This window comes from Streptomyces sp. NBC_01474, assembly GCF_035918215.1.
In the GTDB taxonomy this organism is placed as follows: domain Bacteria; phylum Actinomycetota; class Actinomycetes; order Streptomycetales; family Streptomycetaceae; genus Streptomyces; species Streptomyces aureus.
The window spans coordinates 444,585-464,023 of the sequence record NZ_CP109449.1; the positions used below are offsets into that span (position 1 = coordinate 444,585).

Sequence of the window (19,439 nt, forward strand, 5' to 3'; positions counted from 1 at the left end):
GCCTACGGCCCGTGGCCGAAGAAGCCGGACTTCAGGTCCCCGATGACGCCGTCGAGTGGATGCCCACTCACGATGAACGGTCCATTCCAGGGCGCGCTGAGCGCGAAGAGCAATGCCAGGCTCAGCCCGACGACGCTCGCAACACCTACGACGAGCAGTGACGTTCGCAGGCTGCTGCGGAAGATTAGTGCGCCGGCGTTCACGATCAAGGCCAGTCCGCTGACCACGAGCGTGACGACGTAGAGCGCGGGAACGTCGCGCGAGGCGGCCGCAATGCGGGCGCGACGACTACTGGTGACGCTGTCCAGGGAAACCAGCAGCTCCGTGCTTGCCGGGGTTCCCAGCTCGGGCCGGGCGGCCTCGGCGCGCACGCTCCGCTCCAGTCGTGCGATCGCGCGAGCGGTGGCCGGGTCGTCACCGGACGCCGCTGCCGCACCCTTCCATTCCCTGACACGCGCGGTCTGCAGGTAGTCCAGCAGTGCCGCATGGATCGGCTCCGACTGGACTCGCGGACTTGTCGCCGCCCACCCCAGGCGGGAGGCTGCGGCAGCCTCGTCGCTCACCAACCCCTCTGCTGCGCGCAGGTAGCTGGCCTCGCTGGCCAGTGTGAGTGCCGCGAAGATCGCGAAGGCAGCGCCGAGTGTAGGCATCAGGGGCGTAGCGATCTGCGGCACCCGGTCCTGTTCCCCGGCCGGTACGAGCGCCCGGACGCCGACCCGTGCCACGGCCGCGACCAGGAGGGCAAGGAAGAGCCAGCCCACAACCAGCACCACCGCCGGCAGCGAGGTCAACCAGTTCACCACATCACCTACAGCGCGTTTCCACGAGCGTCACACGGCGGCGAAACACATTGGCCCCGCGATCTGGAGCTCCTCGTCGATCACTTTCAACGAACGCTTCATCATCACAGGTCGTGGAGTTCCAGTGCTCGCGACGCTCGGCACAGCACCTCGCTTCGTTGGCCAAACAGCCGAATACGGCCCAGTACCAGGACCGCCAGCCATTCGGCCGCCATGCGATGCGCCGCACCGGACGCCGCTCGATTCCGCAGAAGGTTGCGAGACTCGCCAGCAGGAGGGGAGGGTGCTGCTGAGGCGACCAGCCCTCAATTCGGAGGAAGTCCGTGACCCAGGTACCCGGAGGGGGCTGCAGCCGTGTTGCGGCGCCAGCACACTCGCTTCGCCGCGTACGTTCACAGAGGCGCTGACCGCTCCAACGTGGCGTAGTAGTTGCCCACTTCGGTGAGGTAGGAGGGCTCGGTGGTCTGGCTGTCGAGGGTGAAGCGGGGCGCGGCCTTGATCTCGTCCCTGGTGTGAGTGACCGTCACGGTCTGGGCACCCGTGTCGATGGCAGCAACGATGCCGGCCGGGATCAGGACGCTTTTGCCGAACACCCACACGCCGGTGTCGACGACCAGGTGTTGCATGCCGGACTCATCCACCTGGCGTTCCACCTGGCCGACGATCCCGTCGGGCGCCGTGAGGGTGAATCCCGTCAACGCCGCCTGCTCCTGTCCCTGATAGCCGATGCCTGCCGGGTAGGCCCAGACGCTCTGCATGGGGTGGTTCCTTTCTCTCGGCATTACTCGCCACTGGCGGGGCCATGGGGTCGACTGCGACATTGACGTCGACTGCCCGTCGCGGAATGGCCACGCTCACCACTCCCCCGTACCCAGGTAACAGACCGTCATACAACAAAGCACCCTCCGGTAGGCCAAGCGAGTTGCGCTCGGCCCGGGCTGAGGACACTGCCCAGGCCTTCACGAAACTCCTACCTGCGAATTCACCTCCTCGCACGACCGCCGGCGACGGCTCCGAAGCACCCAACGGAAGACGCATCATTTTCATCGCGCTCCCGCGGGGTAGATGCGCTGGGTAACGGCAGCCGCACCGAAGTCCTCTTGAGGGGTGAAGCCCATGCACCACCCGCCAACGGTCGAAGACCACCAGGCCCACCCGGCCGATGCCCTGAGCAGGCCGCAGAAAGCGACCGACGCCCGTGACGAGGCGAGCGTTTTCCTCGCCTGTCTCCACCCCGCCCCACCTCAGGGCTTGATCAAGTTCCGTTGAGGTCGGGCTTGTAGGTGATGCCCAGGATGGGGAGGGCTCGTTCGGGTTGGTCGCGGATGGCGCGAGTGGTCTTGGCGATGTTGGTCGCTCCGAGGGCTTTGAGGGCTCCGATTGCGAGGTTGCGGAGGGCGGCCATGACGCGGGGTGCGTTGCCGGCGTGGACGGTGGAGGCGTCTTCGGCGAAGGTACGGTCGCGGATGTGGTGCTGGGCTTCCACGATCCAGTGTCCGCGCAGGTGGGAGGCGAGTTCGGCCGGTTTCGCCTGGTGGGCGTCGAGGCTGGTGACCGCGTAGACGGTCTCGCGGGTCTCCTTCCTGCCGGTTGCTTTGCGGCGGCGGTGGACGCGGAGGGCGAGCTTCGCGTGGGGGAAGGCGATGCCGCCGAGGTTGTCGGCGATGGCGAGAGTCTTGACCGAGCGGGACTCGCGACGGCCGTGTCCTTTGTTCGAGGCGGTGTGCTGGATGGCCACCGCGTGCCAGTCCAGACCGTCCAGCTGGGCCCAGGCGGTGGGCTGATTGGGCTTGATCACGGCCACGTAGTGCGCCTTCTTGGTCTCCACCAGCCAGGCGACATTGGCCTTCACGGAGTGCAGCGCGTCGAAGGTGACCACGTCTGCGTCCAGGTCGAGCGGTGCAAGCAGGGGCTGGAAGTGCCGTGTCTCGTTGGTCTTGGACCCGACCTCGGCCTGGGCGAGGGTGACCGGGCGGCCGTGGGTGACGGCGGACAGCAGGTGGCGGCGGGGCTGGCTCAGACGGGCGGAGCCGCGCAGTGCCTTGCCGTCCACGGCGATCACCCGTCGTCTGCCCGGGGCTGCGGCGGTATGGCGGTGAGCCAGCCAGGCTCCGACGGCCGCATCGAGTGCGTCGGCGTCGAGGCGCTCGAGGACCCTCCCGATCGCCGATCTGGACGGTGCATGCCGCCAGTGCAGCAGGTGACGGCGCACGTCGAGCGCGGCGAGCAGCCCGGCGTCGGCACGGGCACCCCACTCGGCGAGCTCGTCGATGGTCCGGGCTCCTGAGACCGCGGCGGCCGCGCAGACCAGCAGGATTGAGGCCAACGAGTACCAACGGCCCCGCCGGGAGCGAGGATCGGGCACCGCCTCCAGGAAGAACCGCAGGTCAGCCACGTCGTCCGGGTTGAGCGGACCCAACTTGGCCAACACGGCAGGGATCGGGGAAGATGAGACAGCGGACACGGGAACCCTCTTGATCACTCGGCTTAGACACCTGAATGATCACGGATTCCGTGTCCGCTCTGTCATCCACCCCAACCCGCGGCATCCTCACGCCAGTTGGGCGAACCCGGGAACTTGCGCAAGCCCTGGCCCCACCTACGCCGACTGCCCAGGACCTGCTCCTGCTGGTCTCAGAACTCGTCACCAACGCCAGGCGCCACGCAGGCACCGTGACGGCACTTCATCTGAGGGCTGACCGGCGGCAGATCCACGTCACCGTCGACGATCCCAGCCCCGCTCATCCCCAGGACCGCAGTCCCGACCTGTCCGATGGCGCTGGGGGCATCGGCTGGCCCATGATCCGCCGCCTGGCCCGAACGCTCACCATCCACCCCCAGCCCGGCGGCGGCAAATCGATCCATGCCACACTCCCCCGCTGAGCAGCGATCCCACGGCTGCAGATCCTGCCCGCCTAGTCCCTCCCCCGTCCGGCACTTGGCTGTGAGGCACTGGGCGGCGAACTGTTCGCCTGAGAACTGGCCCGGCACGCGTGTTCAAGACATCGCCCGAGAGCGGGCCGGACTCCGCTGGTCGACGATTCACAAGGTCGCGTCACCGTGCCACGTCGGCGGGGGACTCCTGGCACACGACCATGAACCTGCTGTGAGGAGAATTCGTGACTTCCGAATCCCCTGTTCCGCTCCCCGATCCCCACGACGCCCTGGCAGACGTCCTCGACCCGCGGCCCAAACTGCCAGGGCCTCAAACGGACCCGACCGCCCAGGGCCACTTCACCCGCGCCCAACTGACCCGCTCGCCAGGCGACACGAGTTGGGAGATCGCCGTGGTCCTGTACGGGGTCCCGGCCGATGAGTGGCCCTCGATGAACCTGCCCGGCACCGAAACCCCCACCCTGCGCGCACGCGGACAGGCCCTCACAGACCTGGGCTACGTCCAGACGGGCCCCGGATCCGATTGCCACTATTGGGAGTGGGCCGAGTGCCAAGACGGAGACCACACAACCGTACAGCTGATGGCACACACGGAAGTTCGGCCCATCAGCATGCCGGAGATCAGGTGAACACCGTGGCCTTCGCGCGATGCCCTCGCCTGTGACCAGGCAACGGTGCGCAGCCCGCGGCTCACCCGAGCCGCAGGAGAGCCTATGGCCGCCGATCGCCGGGCTCACCTCCAACTGCCGTTCGCCCGGCCACTCCCGGTCGGCCTTCGTCGGCCGTGGGAGAAGGAGAGGGAGCCGCGCAAGCTCACCTCGGCCCGAGTCCGCAGGTCATTCCGAAACATGCCGGAGAAGAGCGCCGCACCAGGGCACAGACCCAACTCGGCACCCGTACGCCTGCACGCGTGGGATCGCACCGAGAGCGGTCCGCAGGGAGCCCCCGTCATCATCATCCGATCGCGCCGCACGCTGCGCCGGCTGCTCCGGCAGCCGGGAGAGCTCGGCTTGGCCGAGGCCTCGTGCCCCTCGCCCGTGAGCAGAGCGACGCCGTCCTCGCCCATGTGCGCGAGCGTGGCCTTGAAGATCTGGTCGACGTCCGGATGCATCACTACCCCGACATCTAAGGCGGTCAGTACGAGGCGGTCACATCCATCGAGATGGGAGAACACGTCGGCGACGAGGAGTACGCCGGCTTCGCAGCAGTGCTGCAGCGCGTTCTCAGGCCGCAGGGCCGGCTGCTGGTACAGGAGATGTCCCGAGGTGTACGGGCGCCGGATGGAGGGCCCTTCATCGAGACGTACATCGCCCCCGACATGCATATGCGCCCCTTTGGTCAGACCGTCGAGCTACTGGAGGGTGCGGGCCTTGAGGTGTGTTCCGTTGAGTCGCTGCGTGAGCACTACGTGCGCACCATCGCCGCCTGGCACCACACCCTGGAAGAGCGTTGGAACGACTTCGTCGACCTCGTCGGGGAACCGACTGCTCGGGTCTGGCGGCTGTAGCTCGTAGGCAGTGGTCTCGCCTTCGAGGCGCGCCGCATGGGAGTGGACCAGATCCTCGCAGTCCAGCCCGACACCCTCGGCGGGACCGCGGGGTGCCGCGAACCCTCGCCCATTGGCTACGGGACGGAGACATCGCCGCAGCTCTGAGCCGACGCGAAAACACGATCCCGCGCCGGCAGCGCGCAGCGCGACACGGCCGCACATGGAGTGACCGACCAGCACGGTCGGTACCTTCCCGGCTCCTCGGCCAGGGCCGGCACTCCGATGCAGGTCACCACGGCGTCATGGCCGCCCATCTGCTCGGCAGCGTGCCGGGTCGGGGCGGCACAGGCGTCCAGTTCATAGGCATCGACCGTGCTGGTCCACACGCCGGCATCTGCCACGGCTGCCGGCACGACCCTCGGCAGCCGCACGACTGCTGAGAGCCACGAACCGCGTGTGCCGTGCCCATCCCTGGGGCTTGTATCAGCTTTACTCCGAGCCCGACCCCGTTTCGAGGTGCGAACCAGCGGGGTCCGAGGGACCGTTGAAGCATGACTCACCCGCTCGTCCCGCCGACAGAAACGCCGCCGGTGGAAGGGTCGATCGCTGAAGCACATCAAGAACGGGCCGACGGTGGCATCTGGGAACACCCCTACTTGTGGGTGTCCCTCATCGTGCTCGGATCAGTGCTGGTGGCCGGCTATTTCCTGGCACGCATCTGGGGTTGGTGACCACGCTCGTCCGACTGCTCCGGCAGCCGGCGGTCACGCCTGCTCGCTTACGATCGCCGCCTGAAGGCGCGAGCAGCACGAGTGGGGCCAGGACTGGCCCGGTGTTCACCGACTCCGGACACGAGGACCGCCCCACTGTTCGCGCCTCCGCCTCATGGCCGCAGGCGGCCTTGGCGCGCATCGACCTCCCGGTGGCACCAGGGAACGCGCCGCAAGCAGTGGCATGCTCATGGCCAACGCCTGACGGGTCGATGGCAGCTACACGGGCGTGAGCTTGGAACGGTTCCCCTGCAGCACACAGTGCGCTGCTGCGGCAGCCGGCACGCGTGAGTGCAGGCAGCTATTCGGATAGGCCCGAGGACTCCGGCGCCAGGAGGGCGATGGCCTCGCGCAGCCCTTGAGGCTGGGCCGCTCCCTCGATCCTGCCCCCTCTCCAACCCGGTCCGGCCAGCACGAGAGCAGCCTGTTGCCGTGCACCATTGACTCCCCACCCCATTCCCAGGAGATGGAGAGCAAGCGGGGTGCTGGCCAGAGAACGGGTCTGCGACCAGAGCACTACCGCTGCCGGCCCCGTACGCAGGACCGCCGCAATCAGTGCCTCGGCGGGGACGGCGGCACCGAGCATGCGCACGGGACGACCGCGCTGCAGCAGGGCGGCGTGGACGGCTTCGAGCGGCAAGGTGTGCTGTTCGCCGGGGACGCAGGCCAACAGCACTGGAGGGCCGGCCTTGCGCGCCTCGCCGGGCCCCAGGAGCAGCTGTGCGTTGCGCAGGGCGGTGGACACGTGCCAGGACAAAAGGTGCTCGACCTCGACGTAGCGGTCGCCGGAGGACTCCCATTTACGGCCGACGGCATGCAGGGTCGGCATCATGAGTTCTTCCCATGCCGCGACCACTCCGTGCTCCTGGACGAAGGTGTTCAACTGCTCCTGAATCGCGACGGATTCGAGGCGGAGGGCGGCCCGGGCCAGGCCACGACACTCGGCGCGCACCGCGCCCAGCGGCAGGCCGGATGAGTCGCGGCCGGCGGCGACTTCGGCCCTGGAACGCAGATGCGGGGAGATGGAACTTTCGGGGATGCCCCTGGGAGTGAGTCCGCCCAGGTAGACGATCCGCTGGACGCCACAGGCGTCCGCCTGCGCGGCGAAGATCTCGGCAGCGCGGCGGTCGGCGGCCTCGAAGTCGGCACCGGAGCCGAGCGAGTGCACCAGGTAGTAGGCGACATCGATACCGCGCAGAGCCGCAGCGACCGACTCGGCGTCCTGAACGTCACCGCGCACCGTGTCGACGTCACCGGCCCAGGGATGATCACGCAGCTTGCCGGGCGAGCGAGCCATGCAGCGGACCCGGTGACCGGCCGCCAGCAGTTCCGGCACCAGCCTGCCCCCGATGTACCCGGAGGCCCCAGTCACGAGGCAGTGCAGCGGCTCCTCGGACCGTCGTCGGTTCTCCACCATGGCTCGTCCTCCCAGCGCTCGGCCAAGATCCCTTTCCGGCGCTTCGCGCCTGCACCGAGTGGCACGCCACGATGGACGCCCACCGTCGTACATGTTTCGCAGCGGAGCGCTGTCATGGATGCGGCGCTCGCAAAGAATCGGCCGGTACAAGGCTGGCAGGGCAGGCGACGGCACTCCTGAGGAACTGCGACCCCGGCGGCAAGATCGGCCGACCGTCCGCCAACCCGCCCCAGTGGCACCACGCATCGGCAGCGCCGCCGATTTCAGCTCGGAGGTCCTGCCAGGGCCTTGAACGCCGGGCGCAGCAGGGCGGCGACGCGGTCGGCCGGGGCACCGCGAAGAGCGGCCAGGCCGAGAAATTGGTGGCCGATGGTGACGCCCAGCAAGGCGGTGACGAACAGTGCGGCGCGCAGCTCGGGGTCCTCGGCTGCGGGCAGGGCAGCGCTCACGCTGTCGATCTGCCGATCGAGGGTGACACGGACGTGATCGGCTGCTGCCGGGTCGGTGAGCATGGAGCGCATCATCGCCAGCGTGCCCTCGGGAAGGCCGCCGAGCTTGAGGCCGAGCGTGGCCAGCAGCTGATCGACCAGCACGTCGGTGTCAGTGGTTGTCGGCAGCACGGGAAACGCCTGCACGGATTGGGCGAAAAGCTCGCGCTTCGAGCCGAAGTACTGCATGACCAAAGCCGGGTCGACGCTCGCCGCAGTCGCGACGGCGCGGATGGTGGTGCGATCGAATCCCTTCTCTGCGAACAGCTCCCGGGCGCTGTCGAGGATGCGCGCCTCGGTCGCTCGGCGGCGGTCGGCGCGGGACTGGTGAGGAGTGGACACCGATTCACTCTACAACCGTTGACCGAACTTCCCCCCGACCCTACCGTCAGTGGGTCAACAAGTGTTGAGCGAATGGAGCCCCCGTGTCTCGAGTGGAAACGCCTGCGGTTCGCACCCCTCGCGAGGTCCTGAACCGCTACTACCAGGCCATGCTCGACAAGTCCCCGGACGATCTCGCCGATCTCTATGCCATGGACGCGGTGCACGAGTTCCCCTTCACCTCTCCCGGCTTCCCTCCGCTCTACGAGGGACGCGAGGCAGTGCGCGCGGGATACCGGGCGGCCTGGGGAACAAGCCCCGTCCAGGTGCAGGAGGTCAGGAAGATCGCGGCCTACGAGACCGCCGATCCGGAAGTGATCATCGCCGAGCACGTCGTGGTGGGAACGCTGCCGACCAGACACACCAGCTTCACGGTCCCCGGTCTTCTGATACTCCACATCCACAACGGACTGATCACGCGGGCCCGCGACTACATGGACGGCTCGAGCGTCGCCGGCGCCAGAGGATGAGATCCAGGCTGACAGAGGCGGAGCGGTTCACCTGAGACCCAAGTTGCATCGGACCAGATCCCTTGAGACGGGACAGCCGTCTCTGGCACCGGGTGCCAACTCAAGTACCAAGTCTCGACTCCTGCGCCTGAGCGCTTCTGTCGGCCGTTCTGAGCACGCCACTTCGCCGGCTCCAAGGCGCTGTTCAATTCGTGGATCCATCAGCGTTCTGGAGCTCGATCGAGTCGGCACGTGCCCAGGACGGGGGCTGTGGCCCCGACTCAGTGGACGGTGCCGGCCATCCCGCCACCGGCGGCTTGGGCGCCGGGAAGGGGGGCTTGTCCTGCCGGCAGGTCGTTCCGGCCGGCGGGAGCGTGCCGTCGACGAGGTACCGGCTCTCGTACGTCTTCACGCAGCTGCTGGGGTTGATCAGGGCGGTGTGGCCGTATCCCTCGTGGGTGAGCAGGCGGGCGTCGGCCAATTCCCCGGCCAGCGCCTGCGCGTCCGCGTAGGGAGTGGCGGGGTCGTATTTGGTGCCGACCAGCAAGAGCGGGTGTGCCGTCGGCCTGTTCCACGGACCCCGGTAGCGGTCGGCCGCGACGGCCGGCCAGGAGGCACACCCGGCGGTGGCCCAGGTCCAGAACCGTCCGGCGTCGCCCGCCCGTGCGGCGGCGGCCTCTTCCAGGGCGGGGTAGGCGGCGGCGTTACGCGGGTTGGGGCTGTCTGCGCAGACCACCGCACTCGCCTGCTCCTCGCCGAGATACGGGTTCGGATGCGGAACCGGCGGCGGGGGCGGGAGCGGGGCCGCCTTGGCTGCGCGGCCCTGCCAGAGGTCGCGCAGCCTGACGGCGAGGTCCGTCCAGCCCGGGTGGACGATGTTGAGGCTGGGCACCACGTCGGCGATCGTGCGGCCGTAGGTCCACTCACCCACGGGATGCGCCCGCAGCCGCAGCATCAGCTGTTCGAACCTGTCCCGGGTCGCTTTCGGGCTGCCGGCGGAAAAGGCGCAGCCCGCGGTGTCCGTGGATCCGCACAGGGTGAGAAACCGGTCCAGGACCGCTGCCGCGGAGCGGTCCACGCCCATACGCAGGAAGGTGGTCGACCGGGGGGCCGCGTCGGAGGCGTGGTTCGTCCAGGCCTGCGGATCGATGTCGCTGTCGAGGACCATGGCGCGGACCCTGCCGGGGAACAAGTTGGCGTAGGTGGCGCCCAGGATTGTGCCGTAGGAGATTCCGAGGTAGGTGAGTTGCGCGTCGCCCACCGCCTGGCGCAGCCCCTCGAGGTCGCGAGCGGAGTCGGCGGTCGACACATGACGCAGCAGTTCGGGGTCACGCCGCTGACAGCGCCGGGCCAGGTCCTGGTACGCGGCGAACACGGCCGCCCGCTGCTGTGCGCCCACTGGGACGCCGGCCGGTTTGCCCGCGTTCCACGCGGCGGCCTCCTTGGGAGTCGCGAAGCAGTTCACCGCGGTGCTGCTGCCGATCCCGCGGGGGTCCCAGCTGACGATGTCGAACCGCTCCCGCACCTCGCGCGGGAAGAACTCGTAGTTCTGCGGCATCTGGACCGTTCCCGGCCCGCCGGGTCCGCCGGGGTTGAAGAGCAGGGTGCCGATGCGTCGACCGGGGTCGGTCGCCTTCCGTTTGATGACTGCCAGTTCGATGGTGCGACGACCCGGGTTGTTGTAGTCCAGCGGCACCTTCGCAGTCGCACAGTCGTACGGGCTGCCTTGAACGCAGGGTCTCCAGTTCAGCTTCGGGGCTGGCACCGAAGCTGTGGGTAGGCCTCCGGCCGCGGCGAGGTTCAGCCCGGTCAGAACGGTCGAGTAGGTCACCAACGCGGCGATGACCGCGGCACAAACCCGACGGCCCACTGTCGGTCCAGATATGTGCATGCATTGTCCTTCCACGGCTGAGGGCCGGACGCCCTTCCGTGCTGGACGTCGTCACTCATCTGTGTCAACGGCACCGCGGCCCGGCAACGTGCGCGAGCCGACGGCGGCCAATCGGCCGAACCACCGTCACAGTGCCGTCGACGACGAGGCCCGTAGCACCCGGCCGGCCCTCTGGCCTTCCCTCGCGTGAGGACTGGATCGTCGGCTTCGTCGAGGCGAGGAAGCGCGAGGTCGTGCCCCCCGACCTACGTGCTGGCTTGGCTGCGTCGTTCGATCATGACGACGTCACGCCACACGCCGTGGTGCCGGCCGATGCGCTCGCGGGTGCCGATCTCGCGGAAGCCGCGTCTGCGGTGGACGGCGAGACTGGCTGCGTTCTCAGGGAAGATGCCGAACTGGATGGTCCAGATCCCCGCCGCCTCGGTCGAGGTGATCAGGGCGCCGAGCAGAGCACTGGCGATGCCTCGGCCGCGGACGTCGGGGTGGACGTACACGGAGTGCTCGACCATGCCGGCGTAGACGCAGCGGCCGGAGACTGCGGAGGCGGCGATCCAGCCGAGGACGGAGCCGACAGGGCCGAGGGCAACATGGCAGTGCTCGGGGAGTTTGGCGGCGTGGAAGTGCCGCCAGGTGGGTGCGGTGGTTTCGAAGGTGGCGTTTCCATCGTCGATGCCGAGTTGTTGAAGTGCTCTCCTCCCTTCGCAGGCTCAGGAAGGAGATTCCTGCTTACCTTGCGGCAGCGGGCTTGACGCCACGGGTGCGCCTGACGACTGCCCTCCCGGCAGCCGGGATCGTCACGAGGCCGATCCGGTACAGGTGCAAGACGTTCCGGGCCGCGTTCCAGTCGGCATTCGCCGACCATCCGCAGTCCGGGTTCTTGCATACGAACGTGGCCTGGTCTTCGCGGCTGCCGGGCGTGATGAATCCGCACGCGGAGCAGCGCAGGGAGGTGTTCGGGGCGGGGACCTTGACCAGGGTTCCGCCGTTTCGGGCGGTTTTGTACGTCAGCAATGTCACGGTGCGGCCCCACGCCTCTTGGCTGATGGAACGGTTCAGGCCGGACTTCTGCGCGACGTTCTTCCCCGGGCTCTCGATGGTTCCCTTGGCGGACTTGACCATGTTCGTGATCTGCAACCGCTCCACCACGACCGTGCCGTACTGCTTGGCGATGGCGGTGGTGGTCTTGTGCTGCCAGTCGGTTGCTCGGCGCGTGGCTCTTGCGCGGAGCTGCTTGATCTGGTCGTAGGTGGCGTGCAGCCGGTTGGAGCTGCGCTCTTTCGACTTGCGGAAGCTCTTGCGGTGCGCGGCGCGCTGTTCCAGGCGGAGCAGTTTGGCCTTCTCATCCGGGTTCAGCCACTTGTCCCGGTCGGCGGTGCCGTCCGGGAGTCGGGGCGGCCGGTCGTGGTCCTGATGGTTGCCGTCGGACAGCGCAAGCGGCAGGTTCACCCCGGCGTCGATACCGACCTCGGGACCCTGGTGGGGCTCCGGCTTGGACTCAAGGGTCTGGATACGGAAGGCGATGTGCCATCCGAGCCCGTCTTTGACCAGCCGTGCCCCGGTGATCCGGTTCTCCTTGTCGGCGAGCTTGCCGACGGGGAGATCCCTGGTCCAGCGGAACCGGACACGGCCCACCTTGGGGATGTTGACCATGCCCCACCGTCGGTGTACTCGCTTGATCTGCAAGTCCCGGCCCTGCGGGATGTCCACCGACAATGCCGTGCGGAAGCGGGCCTTGAAGTTCGGCTCGTCCGCACGCCCGTCCCAGCAGTTCCGCCACGCCTGGAAGTACGTCTTGAGTACCGCCTGCGCGGCCTGCGCGGGCAGCACCCCATACCAGTCGATCTCCTTGCGGGCCCGCCGCAACGCCTGATCCATGCGCGTCAGAGCGCGCTGACACTTCGGCGTCATCTGCCACAGGTCGTGGAGCTGATTCCACATCGCGCGCGCCGCGTGCGCCTGGTCATCCATGAGCCGGACCTGTGCAGGCGTCAGCGCCAGCCGGGCACGGTGCCCGAACTGCCGCTTCTCCCACACCAGTTCACCCATGACAATCACCCTACTACAGTTGGCTTATGTCACCACGATGGAACCCGAATCCTGACGTACGCACCGGACGCCACGTCGTCTACAACCTTCACGTCCACTTGGTATTCGTCACCAAGTATCGGCGTAAGGCATTCACCGACGCCATGCTGACGCGCACCGAGGAGATCATGCGCGACGTCTGCACCGACTTCGAGGCCGAACTCAAGCAGTTCAACGGCGAGCAGGACCATGTCCATCTGCTCGTGCACTATCCGCCCAAGGTCCAGCTCTCCAAACTGGTCAACTCCCTCAAGGGCGTCAGCTCCCGCAGGCTCCGCCAGGAATACGACAGCCACGTCCGCCGCTACCTGTGGGGCGGACACTTCTGGTCCGGCTCCTACTTCGCCGGATCCTGCGGCGGCGCACCGCTGACCCTCGTCAAGCAGTACATCGAGAACCAGCAGCGCCCCACCGGCTGAGGACAACACTGCGGACCCGTGCCAACGTGCGGGTCAGAACAGCCCTGAGATGACCTTCACCCCCGCCGTAAACGGCGGAGCACTGGCCAAGATCAAAGGTAGATCTTCAGGACGGCATCGGCGTGCTCGGGGCGCATCGATGTGATGCGGATGTCCGGGCGTGCGGTCATGCCGGGGCTCGGGTGCGATCTCGTCGATCAGGCCCCGGATGCGGTGCTCGATCTCGTCGCGGATCGGGCGGACCGCGTCCACTCCTGGGCTGGCGGGATCGGGGAGTTGCCAGTCGAGGTAGCGCTTGCCCGGGAAGACGGGACAGGTGTCGCCGCAGCCCATGGTGATGACGACGTCGGATGCCTGGACGGCTTCCGCGGTGAGCGCCTTGGGGGCTTCGGCGCAGATGTCGATGCCGACGCCGTCCGTGCCCGCAAGGACGCCCATGCGGCGGGGCTGCCGTATCCGAAGTCCGCCGAGCTGTCCCAGAACTTGATCACCCAGGCCTAGCGGGCCATGTCAACCAGCAGCCACAACCGGGCCTGCCGTGACCTGAGGAGGGTTGGGGAGCAGCGACGAGAGGCTGTCCCGTACGAAGTCCGCCGCCCGGTTGACCGACTCTTCGGCCCCGGATTGGTCTTCAAAGACACTGGTGGAGACCATCACCCCGTTCCCGGCGTCCACCCAGTAGTAAGCCACGAAACCGGGGACCTGGCGGAGCAGAGGCACGAATCCCTCGTCCACTCGGCGTCCTGCCTCGGCGGAGTCAGTCACTCCTTCATAACGCCGCATCACTGCGTACATAGCTGATCTCCTCATGGATCCCAAGGTCACCTTGCGCGAAACGACCTACCCCCACCGGGCGTCTCTGGCTCGGGGGACGCCCGGACATGACCCGGATAGGCGTACCGGTGAACCAACCCGGGCGTCCGCTTCGGCCAGGGCTGGGCGAACCGGAGTTCCCGGAAGTCCGGTCAGAGCCGAAATTCAAAGATCGTCATCACAGTGGCGCGGATCGGCTCGATGCGTGTTCTGCGGCGACGCCTTCCATGTCCCTCTCTCACAGGGCCTCGAACCAGACTCGGTGACCTCGGCTCGTCGGTGGCGAGAGCGGGGGCGGGAGGCGGGGCGGGCCTGGATCAACCAGCGTCAAGCACTGGGCTGCCCACGCTGCGATGCCGATCAGTCAGCAGGCCACAGGAGGGGCGTGTCCTGACTCGATCCCAGGCCAGGGCTGTGTCGGCGAAGATGGACCTGTCCACCGTCCCCGCCAGCGAGGAGTCTTTGCGCAGATGGCTACTTCCGCCCCCGGCCCGAGGCCGCCGACGATCGCCGATGTCGCACGCGTCGCCGGCGTTTCGCGCACGACCGTGTCGCACTCCCTGAACGGGCTCGGCAAGGTCGATCCCCGGACGCGGGAGCGCGTCAGGCAGGTCGCGGCGGAGCTGGGTTACCGCCCCAACCTTCGGGCGCAGCGGCTGCGGCGTGGACAGGCGAAGGCCATTGCGCTGGCCTCCTCGATGCCGTTCGCAGTGGCGGGCGGGCCGTCACGGCTCGGCTTCTACATGGAGGTCGCGGCGGCGGCCGCGGAGAGCGCGCTGCTTCACGACTACGCACTCGTGCTCGTACCGCCCGTGCAGTCGGATTCCGCGCTGTACTCCGTCGACATCGACGGGGCCATCGTGGTCGAGCCGGAAGTGGATGATGCCGCGGTCGCCCAGCTGCGAGAACGCGGGCTGCCGTACGTGACGCTCGGCAGGCCGGTGTCTTCAGAGGAGGACGCGCCGTATGTCGACCTGCGCGGGGATCTGGTGGTGGAGCTGCTGCTGGCGCACCTGCACGAGCAGGGTGCGGTGAGGCCGGCGCTGATCGTGGGCTCCGGTTCGCGGCATTCATCCGTTGATGCGCTCACCGCGTACGAGCGCGTCGCCGAGCGGCACGGCTGGACGCCGATCGTGGCGAGGGTCCCGGAGTCGGGCGGTGAGCAAGCGGGGTACGAGCGGTGCGCCGAACTGCTCGCCGAGCATACGGACGTTGACGCGGTCTGCGCGCTGGTCGATGCCTTCGCGGTGGGCGCGGTCCGGGCGATCCGGGACAGTGGGCGGACCGTGCCTGACGACGTCATGGTCGTCACCCGTTACGACGGCCTGCGTGCCCGTACCTGTGAACCGCCCCTGACGGCCGTCGATCTGCACCTGGACAAGGCGGCGTCGGACGCGGTGGAGCTGTTGCTGGGGCGGCTTCGCGGGGACACCGCCACGCCGTCGGTGGCGGTGTCCCCGAACCCGCAGGTGATCGTCCGGGCTTCGTCGATACGAGCCGGCCGGAACTGAATCCCCGGACTCGTTCAGGCCCGGACCCGTTCAGGCCCGGAGCATCAGGACGAGTCCGGAGACCAATGCGAAGACCAGCACGAACAGACGCATCCTGCGTGGGTCCAGACGGTGATGCACCAGGCGGCTGAGCCACGCACCGGCCGCGATCGCGGGCAGGAGCGCGACTGCCTCGCCGAGCTCAGTGACCTCGGCTTTCCCTGTCGCGAACAGCAGCGCCAGGGAGGCGACTTCTCCGATGAGGAAGCACGCGGCGACCGTGGAGCGCAGTTCGGCCGGCGGCCGGTGCTGGTAGACCAGCGCGAGCGGAGGCCCGCCCACACCGGTCGCGGTCTCGGTCAGCCCGGTCACCGCGCCCGCGCCGACGTATGCGGCCCGCCCGGGCGTGAACGCGGGAACGGTCAGGCTCGCGACGGCCGCGAGCACAGTGGCGCCGCCCACGAACAGGCCGAGGCTGCGTTCCGGGATCAGCCAGAGCACTGCAAGACCGGCCGGGGTGGCGGCGAGCCGCGCCCCGGTGATCCAGCCCGCGCCGCGCAGGTCCAGCGAGGATCGTTCGCGCCAGGCGACGTACAGGTTGAGCGGGATCATCGAAGCGAGGACGAAGACCGGGACCAGGCCGGGATCGAGGATTCCGGCCACGGGCGCGACGATCAGCGCGAAGCCCAGTCCACTGCTGCCCTGGACGAAGGCGGCGAGGGCCACCGTCACGGCGAGAACCGCCAGTATCTGCGTACTCACTGCGCCGTGCTCCGATCCTGTGAGCGGATCAGTGCCCGGGATGCCGTGGAGGTGGGGTGCACCCGGGTGACGTTCGCCCTGGCGACGGCAGCGCGGGCCAGTTCCGCCGCCCGTCCCACCAGTGCGGGCCCGTCCCATTCGGTCGGCCGGCCGTGCCACATACGCAGTCGCCCGGCGACGAAGACGGCGGTGATCTGGTCCCGGTTGCCGCGTCGTACGAGTTCCCACGGCAGGTCCCAGGAGAGCGCCAGTTCCGGGGTGTCGACGTCGACGAGAAGGAAGTCGGCCGCCATGCCCTGGGCGACGGTGCCGGTGCGGGTGCCGAGCCCGACGGCATCCGCACCGCCCCGGTTGGCACGCTCCAGCCACGTCCAGCCCGCACCGCACGACGAGTCACCGGTCGCCAGACCGTAGGCGAGGCGCTGCGCGAACTCGGCGGCCTCCGTGAGCCGGAAGCCGTCGCCGCGGGTGCCGTCGGTACCGAGGCCGAAGCGGATGCCACGCTCGGCCATGGAGGTCGCGGGCGCGACCGCGTTGCCCTTCCACGCGCTGGCTACGGGGTTGTAGCTGACGGCGGTTCCTGTGTCGGCGAGCAGGGTCAGCTCGCGCGGCGTGAGCATCGTGGCGTGCGCGGCGAGCAGTTGGGGGCCGAGCGCGCCGACGCTGTGCAGGTGTTCGAGGGGCCGCAGCCCGTGCCGTACCAGGGAACGTTCCACGCCGGCGAGGTGCTCGTTGACATGAATCTGGACGACGGCCCCGGCCTCGGCGGCGAGGCGGGCGGTGGCCTGCAAGGTGCGTTCGGTCGCCGCCTCGGGGATGGAGACAGCCAGGGACGGATGGATGAGCGGCTCGCCGTCGTAGCGGGCGAGGTGCTTTTCGGCCTGCTCGACAACCGCCGGATGGTCGGTCGCGTCCTCAAGGTCCGCGTCGTTGCAGACGAGGCCGAGGACGCACCGGATGCCGGCGTCACGCGCGGCGGACGCGACCACGTCGACGTCGACACCGGCGCGCGTGCCGGCGTCGGTGACGGTGGTGAATCCGCCGCGCAGCGCTTCGAGGGCGGCCAGCTTGGCTGCGGTGTAGGCCGATTCCTCGTCCAGCGCGCCTTCCAGCGGTACCCAGACCCGGCGGAAGATCTCGGAGGGCTCCCCGAAGGCGAGTGCGGAGCCGAAGCTCTGGGTGAGGTGGTGGTGGGCGTCGACGAATCCGGGCATCAGCAGGTGGCCGGGCAGCCGTACGGCCGGCAACTGCGGGTGCGCGCGCTCCAGTTCCTCCGCCGGTCCGACGGCTTCGAAGCGACCGTCGTCGATCGTGACGGCCCAGCCGTCGGCGGGGCCTTCGGGCAGCAGGACCGCGCCCGGTACGAGAAGGCGTGGGCCGGGGCCGGCGAGGAAATCGCGGTCTGATTGGTTCATCGGTCGCTCTCTGTGCGTGCGGTGGTCAGACGGGCGGCGACGCCTGGCCTGACGTGGTGGAAGAGGATGTTGAGAACGGCGGCGGTGAACGTGCCTACGGCGACGCCGCTTTCGAGGAGGATGCGGACGTTGGGCGGGAACGCCCCGTACACGCCGGGGACGAGGATGGGCAGGAGCCCCAGTGCGAGAGCGACGGCGCATATGAAGGTGCTGGTGTGCTTGTCGAGGTCGGAGCGGCCGAGCATCTGAATGCCGAGCACGGTGATGACGGCGAAGACGACCATGGCGGTGCCGCCGACGACAGCGGTCGGTATCACGCTGATTGCGCGGGTGACGGGTGCGAGGAATCCGATGACGATGAGCACGACTCCGGCAGCGGCGGTGACGAACCGGCTGCGGACGCCGGTGACGCGGACGATGCCGATGTTCTCCCCGCTGGTGACCATGAGCGGCAGGCCGAAGAATCCGCCGAAGAGCGAAGTGAGTGCGTCAGCGCGGACGGTCTTCGGCACGTCGGTGCGCTTGTCGATCCTCTTGCCGACGGCCTCGGCGTTGATGACGGTCTGGCCGGTGGCCTCGGCCATGGAGGCAAGGCTGTAGAGCATCAGAGGCAGGGCGGCTATGAGGTTGAACTCGGGTGAGCCGAAGGGCATCAGGTGCGGCAGGTTCACCAGTCCGTCGCCTGTAGCACCTGTGCCGTTGATGGCTCCGACCGCGGCGGCGAGCGCGGTGCCGGCGAACAGGCCGAGCATGACGGAGAGTTGGCGCAGGATGCCGCTGAAGAACAGGTAGAAGGCGACGGTGAACCCGATCGTCGCCATGCCGAGACCGAGGCTGGTGGGATTGGCGAAGCCGGGCGATCCGGGCTGTCCCGTGACGAGGACCGCGCCGACTTTCACCAGGTTGACGCCGACGATGACGATCATGGTGCCGATGACCAGGGCGGGAAAGTACGCGAGCAGCCGGGAGAAGACAGGCAGCACGACGAAGGTGAACACCGCCGTCAGGACCACCGCACCTGTGGCGACGCGCACGCCGTGCTGCTCGGCGATCGCGAGGAACAGGATGAGCGGAGCCCCGCCCGGCAGCATCACGAAGGGCAGCCGCGGCCCGAACTTCCAGGGCCCGAGCGACTGGATCAGCGATCCCACCCCGGAGAGCACGAAGGCCGCCGAGAGCAGATCGACGGTGAGACCGGCGCGGAGGCCGAGGGTGGCGCTCATCAGGAAGATTGCCGAGATGGGGGTGGCGGCCATCACGAGGACGTGCTGGATCCCGAAGAGCAGGATCCGCCCGAGCGGACGCGACTCGTCCACGGGGTGCACGCCGGGTGGGGCACCTTCGCCGGGCGAGGACCCGGTGGTGTCGGGACGAGCACCTTCAGGACGAGCACCGTCGGGACGATGACCCTCGGGATGGGGACGCTCATCCGGGTCGACTGCCTGCGCGAGCTGGGAGTTGACGGCCTCGAAGGTGTCGGCGAGCTGGGACGGAAGGACGGTGGGCTCGTCTGCGGGGTGCTTGGCCGCAGGACCGGCGGCCGGTGGTTGGCCGGCGGCCGGTGGTTGGCCGGCGGCCGGTGGTTGGCCGGCGGCCGGTGGTTGGCCGGCGGCCGGTGGTTGGCCGGCGGCCGGTGGTTGGCCGGCGGCCGGTGGTTGGCTCTGGCGGGGACTGGACATGTTCGGGCTCCGTTCGGGCGTACGGCACGCTCGGATATCAGCCGCGATCCGGCCCTGGACGGAGAGCCAAATCGATTTGGCCAAATCGATTTGGCCGCCAGTATGGGAGCCCCCGGATCCACCGTCAAGAGAGGCCACAACCTGCCCGCCGAGCAGATCGGCCATGGATCCCGAAATCTTCGTGTTGCGCAGGAGC

General features: G+C 68.6%; 18 protein-coding genes and 3 pseudogenes. 7 read left to right on the forward strand and 14 right to left on the reverse strand.

Annotated features, from left to right (window positions below; genetic code table 11):
- Positions 1-2: 2 nt before the first annotated feature.
- From OG758_RS02225 to OG758_RS02235, 3 genes are all read right to left on the reverse strand, one after another.
- Positions 3-800, reverse strand: a complete 798-nt coding sequence (locus tag OG758_RS02225; protein WP_326708334.1) for a bestrophin-like domain — start codon at positions 798-800, stop codon at positions 3-5.
- Positions 801-1,192: 392 nt separating this feature from the next.
- The gene (locus tag OG758_RS02230) at positions 1,193-1,558 is read right to left on the reverse strand and encodes a PRC-barrel domain containing protein (RefSeq protein WP_326708335.1); all 366 of its coding nucleotides are present in this window, start codon (positions 1,556-1,558) and stop codon (positions 1,193-1,195) included.
- A 497-nt stretch (positions 1,559-2,055) separates the two neighbouring features.
- The gene (locus OG758_RS02235) at positions 2,056-3,231 is read right to left on the reverse strand and encodes an ISAs1 family transposase (protein WP_326708336.1); all 1,176 of its coding nucleotides are present in this window, start codon (positions 3,229-3,231) and stop codon (positions 2,056-2,058) included.
- Between the two features lie 68 nt (positions 3,232-3,299).
- Here OG758_RS02235 and OG758_RS02240 point away from each other — a divergent pair, with 68 nt between their 5' ends.
- The 4 genes and pseudogenes from OG758_RS02240 to OG758_RS02255 all read left to right on the forward strand — a co-directional run bounded on the left by OG758_RS02240 (position 3,300) and on the right by OG758_RS02255 (position 5,915).
- Positions 3,300-3,683, forward strand: a complete 384-nt coding sequence (locus OG758_RS02240; protein ID WP_326708337.1) for an ATP-binding protein — start codon at positions 3,300-3,302, stop codon at positions 3,681-3,683.
- A 236-nt stretch (positions 3,684-3,919) separates the two neighbouring features.
- Entirely contained in the window at positions 3,920-4,324 is a 405-nt protein-coding gene (locus OG758_RS02245) for a DUF6303 family protein (RefSeq protein ID WP_326708338.1), read from the forward strand.
- Between the two features lie 395 nt (positions 4,325-4,719).
- Positions 4,720-5,349: pseudogene (locus OG758_RS02250) on the forward strand (class I SAM-dependent methyltransferase); the annotation flags it as partial.
- A gap of 386 nt (positions 5,350-5,735) precedes the next feature.
- Complete coding sequence (locus tag OG758_RS02255; RefSeq protein WP_326708339.1) at positions 5,736-5,915, forward strand: DUF6480 family protein; 180 nt, start codon at positions 5,736-5,738, stop codon at positions 5,913-5,915.
- A 340-nt stretch (positions 5,916-6,255) separates the two neighbouring features.
- On the opposite strand, the gene OG758_RS48805 is transcribed toward OG758_RS02255, so the two are convergent.
- From OG758_RS48805 to OG758_RS02265, 3 genes and pseudogenes are all read right to left on the reverse strand, one after another.
- Positions 6,256-6,906, reverse strand: a complete 651-nt coding sequence (locus OG758_RS48805; protein WP_382061547.1) for a B12-binding domain-containing protein — start codon at positions 6,904-6,906, stop codon at positions 6,256-6,258.
- A pseudogene (locus OG758_RS48810) lies at positions 6,898-7,371 on the reverse strand (NAD(P)H-binding protein); the annotation flags it as partial. The pseudogene OG758_RS48810 and the gene OG758_RS48805, both read right to left, overlap by 9 nt.
- Positions 7,372-7,634: 263 nt before the next feature.
- On the reverse strand, positions 7,635-8,201 hold the full coding sequence (locus tag OG758_RS02265; RefSeq protein ID WP_326708341.1) for a TetR/AcrR family transcriptional regulator: 567 nt from the start codon (positions 8,199-8,201) through the stop codon (positions 7,635-7,637).
- 83 nt (positions 8,202-8,284) lie between these two features.
- On the opposite strand from OG758_RS02265, the gene OG758_RS02270 reads away from it, so the two are divergent.
- The gene (locus OG758_RS02270; RefSeq protein ID WP_326708342.1) at positions 8,285-8,710 is read left to right on the forward strand and encodes a nuclear transport factor 2 family protein; all 426 of its coding nucleotides are present in this window, start codon (positions 8,285-8,287) and stop codon (positions 8,708-8,710) included.
- 184 nt (positions 8,711-8,894) lie between these two features.
- Here the strand turns inward: OG758_RS02270 and OG758_RS02275 are convergent, their stop codons facing one another.
- The 3 genes from OG758_RS02275 to OG758_RS02285 all read right to left on the reverse strand — a co-directional run bounded on the left by OG758_RS02275 (position 8,895) and on the right by OG758_RS02285 (position 12,626).
- A complete protein-coding gene (locus OG758_RS02275; RefSeq protein WP_326708343.1) occupies positions 8,895-10,385 on the reverse strand; it encodes an alpha/beta hydrolase in 1,491 nt (496 codons plus the stop codon).
- A gap of 440 nt (positions 10,386-10,825) precedes the next feature.
- Positions 10,826-11,251: a GNAT family N-acetyltransferase gene (locus OG758_RS02280; protein WP_326715775.1), complete on the reverse strand. Its 426-nt coding sequence runs from the start codon at positions 11,249-11,251 to the stop codon at positions 10,826-10,828.
- A gap of 55 nt (positions 11,252-11,306) precedes the next feature.
- Positions 11,307-12,626, reverse strand: coding sequence for an RNA-guided endonuclease InsQ/TnpB family protein (locus OG758_RS02285; protein WP_326708344.1), 1,320 nt, complete (start codon positions 12,624-12,626; stop codon positions 11,307-11,309).
- Between the two features lie 26 nt (positions 12,627-12,652).
- Between OG758_RS02285 and tnpA the strand changes: the two genes are divergently transcribed.
- A complete protein-coding gene (gene tnpA / locus OG758_RS02290; protein WP_326708345.1) occupies positions 12,653-13,084 on the forward strand; it encodes an IS200/IS605 family transposase in 432 nt (143 codons plus the stop codon).
- A 177-nt stretch (positions 13,085-13,261) separates the two neighbouring features.
- Here tnpA and OG758_RS02295 read toward each other — a convergent pair.
- Both OG758_RS02295 and OG758_RS02300 read right to left on the reverse strand, forming a co-directional pair.
- A pseudogene (locus OG758_RS02295) lies at positions 13,262-13,498 on the reverse strand (arsenate reductase/protein-tyrosine-phosphatase family protein); the annotation flags it as partial.
- 96 nt (positions 13,499-13,594) lie between these two features.
- Positions 13,595-13,819 carry a hypothetical protein gene (locus OG758_RS02300; RefSeq protein ID WP_326708346.1) on the reverse strand — a complete coding sequence of 75 codons (225 nt, stop codon included), beginning with the start codon at positions 13,817-13,819 and terminating at the stop codon, positions 13,595-13,597.
- Positions 13,820-14,367: 548 nt separating this feature from the next.
- Here OG758_RS02300 and OG758_RS02305 point away from each other — a divergent pair.
- The gene (locus OG758_RS02305) at positions 14,368-15,408 is read left to right on the forward strand and encodes a LacI family DNA-binding transcriptional regulator (RefSeq protein ID WP_326708347.1); all 1,041 of its coding nucleotides are present in this window, start codon (positions 14,368-14,370) and stop codon (positions 15,406-15,408) included.
- A 30-nt stretch (positions 15,409-15,438) separates the two neighbouring features.
- Here OG758_RS02305 and OG758_RS02310 read toward each other — a convergent pair whose 3' ends face one another.
- From OG758_RS02310 to OG758_RS02320, 3 genes are read right to left on the reverse strand one after another with little or no spacing between them, the layout of a single operon-like run.
- Positions 15,439-16,149: a sulfite exporter TauE/SafE family protein gene (locus tag OG758_RS02310; RefSeq protein WP_326708348.1), complete on the reverse strand. Its 711-nt coding sequence runs from the start codon at positions 16,147-16,149 to the stop codon at positions 15,439-15,441.
- The gene (locus OG758_RS02315; RefSeq protein ID WP_326708349.1) at positions 16,146-17,564 is read right to left on the reverse strand and encodes an amidohydrolase family protein; all 1,419 of its coding nucleotides are present in this window, start codon (positions 17,562-17,564) and stop codon (positions 16,146-16,148) included. The genes OG758_RS02310 and OG758_RS02315 overlap by 4 nt, the downstream gene beginning before the upstream one ends.
- Positions 17,561-18,889 (reverse strand): uracil-xanthine permease family protein, encoded by a 1,329-nt coding sequence (locus OG758_RS02320; RefSeq protein WP_326708350.1) that lies wholly within the window; start codon positions 18,887-18,889, stop codon positions 17,561-17,563. Before OG758_RS02320 ends, OG758_RS02315 begins: the two co-directional genes overlap by 4 nt.
- Positions 18,890-19,439: the final 550 nt, after the last annotated feature.